Origin of the sequence: Allosphingosinicella sp. (assembly GCF_036403745.1) — a bacterium.
Lineage (GTDB): Bacteria > Pseudomonadota > Alphaproteobacteria > Sphingomonadales > Sphingomonadaceae > Allosphingosinicella.
Genome location: NZ_DASWQI010000032.1, coordinates 1 through 2,913, shown reverse-complemented (window position 1 = coordinate 2,913; position 2,913 = coordinate 1). Strand labels below are relative to the sequence as shown.

At 65.6% G+C, this 2,913-nt stretch carries 2 protein-coding genes; both read left to right on the top strand.

The features are described 5' to 3' along the window. Positions 1-458 precede the first annotated feature (458 nt). A complete protein-coding gene (ltrA, locus tag VGC56_RS04675; protein ID WP_464123556.1) occupies positions 459-1,787 on the top strand; it encodes a group II intron reverse transcriptase/maturase in 1,329 nt (442 codons plus the stop codon). A 570-nt stretch (positions 1,788-2,357) separates the two neighbouring features. Next, positions 2,358-2,594, top strand: a complete 237-nt coding sequence (locus tag VGC56_RS04670; protein WP_464123555.1) for a hypothetical protein — start codon at positions 2,358-2,360, stop codon at positions 2,592-2,594. The last annotated feature ends 319 nt before the right edge of the window (positions 2,595-2,913 follow it).

Here is a 2,913-nt window from a genome sequence, read left to right as displayed (position 1 = left end):
ACTCTCGCTCCAGCCGGAAGCACTCGGGGCGGGTCAGGAGGCGACGAATGGCCTGAAGCACCTCGAGAAAAAGCCCCGTAGGGGGTCAGCGGACCGTGCGGGCCGCAACGTGAGTGAACATTGAGCAGGCCTCGAAATCGTTAATGTGGGAGCCGACCCACCATGACAATGGGGAAGGCCGCCGTCGTCAGTGAAGCGAGCGAGATACGCAGCTGACGATCCCACCGGGGTAGTGATGGCAGCACGCACGGGACATGGACAGTGTGCAACAAGGGAAGTCTGCGACCGCGGCCGGGAGGCGGCACCTCCAGGCCAACGGCGAACCCGTGAGGACCAGCGCCGGCGGATGCAGATGGCGGATGGGCTCGTAGTACCGATGAAGTCGGGTAATGCCGGCGGAGGGAAGGAGCCCTGTCCCGCCCCAGGCGAGGGAAGGGCCGACAGCCCGGTGATTGACGATGAGTCTACCAACGCCGTCTGAAACGGTTGGGAAGCTGCAGACCTCGCTGCAGGCGAAAGCTAAGGCTGAACCAGCCTTTCGCTTCTATGCCCTCTGGGACAAGGTCTGCCGCAAGGACGTGCTCCTGGAAGCCTACGCCCGCTGCCGCACCAATGCGGGAGCGCCGGGGGTGGACGGGGAGACGTTCGAACAGATCGAGGCTCACGGTCGAGAGCGATGGCTGGAAACGCTGCGGGAGGAGCTGGTCTCGGGACGCTACACCCCCCAGCCCCTGCTGCGCGTCTGGATACCGAAGAGCAACGGAGGCCAGCGGCCTCTCGGCATCCCGCCAATTCGCGACCGCGTGGTCGAGATGGCGACGGTGCTGATCATTGGTCCCATTTTCGAGGCGGACTTACTGCCCCAGCAGTACGGCTTCCGCCCCGGACTGGATGCCAAGATGGCTCTCCGACGGGTCTACTGGCACGTGACGCAACATGGCCGACGGGACGTGGTGGACGCGGATCTGCGCGACTACTTCACCTCTATTCCGCACTCGGACCTAATGCGCAGCCTGGCCCGGCGGATCGCCGATGGGCGTATGCTCCGCATCATCAAGGGCTGGCTGACGGCACCGGTGGTGGAGTATGTCGGCGGCCGACCGGTGCGGAGCACCGAAGCGAGACGGACCAAGCGGGGCACCCCGCAGGGCTCGCCGATCTCGCCCCTGATGGCGAACTGCTACTTCCGGCGCTTTCTGCTGGCATGGCAGAAGCACGGCCATCAGGACCAGCTTGACGCCCATGTCGTGAACTATGCCGATGACTTCGTAATCTGCTGCCGACCCGGCAATGCGCCGGCGGCGATGGAACGGATGTCGGCGCTCATGACGCGGCTCAAGCTGGAGGTGAACACGACCAAGACCCGGATCGCCCGTTTGCCCGAGGAGTCGTTCGACTTCCTCGGCTACACGGTTGGTCGCTTCCACGGCAAGGACGGGCGCCCGTATATCGGGACCCGGCCGTCGCGGAAGTCGGTGAAGAGCCTGCTCCGACGGATCCACGAGCGGACATCACGGCAATGGTATACGGATGAGCCGGCGAACACGGTCGCCCGTATCAGCAGCATGGTTCGCGGCTGGTGTGGCTACTTCAACCAAGGACCGGTCTTGCCAACCTACGAGCTTATCCGAGCCTATACCGAACGGCGGGTCCGCCGCTGGTTGATGCGACGGTCGGGACAGACAGGCACCGGGTTCGCCCAGATCCCGGACGAGTATCTTTACAAGACACTCGGTCTCTACGCTGTGCCGCGACGTCGCGTCGACCTGCCGAGAGCGAAGGTCTGATGGGACGGGAGGGAGCCGGATGCGGCAGCTCCGCATGTCCGGTTCGATGAGCGGCGACAGGAAACGGAGCCAGGTCAGCCCGGGCTGAGGGGGTGGAACGAAAGCGCCACCAACAACCTGCCGGGAGGCTACAGCCACCGCGCCTGTCGTCGACTCCACCGATCACGGCATACCAGACCGCCGGGCGGAACAGCATCGTCAGAACCTCGAGCAGGGCGGCCCAGACCCGCAGCCAGGACCAACGCCCCTGCTCGAGGAACCAATAGTACGTGCGCCAGCCGCGCGAGAGGCCGCCAGCCAGGATGGCGTCGGTGACGTGGCCGCCTTTGGTCGCGGCCGCACCCAGCAGCAAGTCAAGGAAGGTGGTGCGTGCCCGCGCCGGCACGGCCGCGGTGATGTGCGCGATGATGCTGGCCAGGATGGGCGGGATAACGGCACAGGACATCGGTTGAACCCCTTGCGGTGAAGGCCGTTGAGCCTCAACGCAACACAGGGGGAAGGTTCGTCATAACCGCCGATCCCGCTATCCTCAGGCGCATCCGCGGCTGTCCGTTCGCCCGTGGCGGGCGCGTGCTGGTGCGCTTCCGCGCCAACGGCTTCAGCCTGTTCGCTCGCCGCTCCGGGGAGCCATTGGCGCGGCTGCGGTTGACCGGCAACGGCGACGAGGTCGTGCTGCTCTACCCCTCACACCGCGGTGGCTGGGGCGCGCTTGGCGACTTCGGTGCCAGCGCCATGCCGCTCGACGAAGCGCTCCAGTGCCTCAGCGACAATCCATACTTCCTGGAATTGCGCCAGACCTTCGGGTGAGCCGCGTTAGCGTATCAATACGCAAAGCGAAGACCGTTCCCTGGAAACTACAGAACCTGTAGTACACCTCGCCGGAAGTGGCGACTCCGTTAGCGGATGACCTGGCGCGGGTGAGTCTGGCCTGCCACAGTCTGGCGACAATCGCCACGATTGGCGGCTGTGGGGGCCTGTTCCCCCGAGTCAGGGGCAGCCTGGATGGGCAGGGCACAGGCTCACGCCTCGCCCTGCTTCGCTGGAGCCCTGCGCATGCCCTGTCTGTCTGCCGCCCCGATCATCCTGACACCGGCGCTGGCGGAGGACCTGCAACGACTTGCCCGGG

Bases quoted from the DNA above. Each gene is read 5' to 3' on its own strand.
- ltrA (WP_464123556.1), top strand. From the start codon at position 459: ATGAGTCTACCAACGCCGTCTGAAACGGTTGGGAAGCTGCAGACCTCG.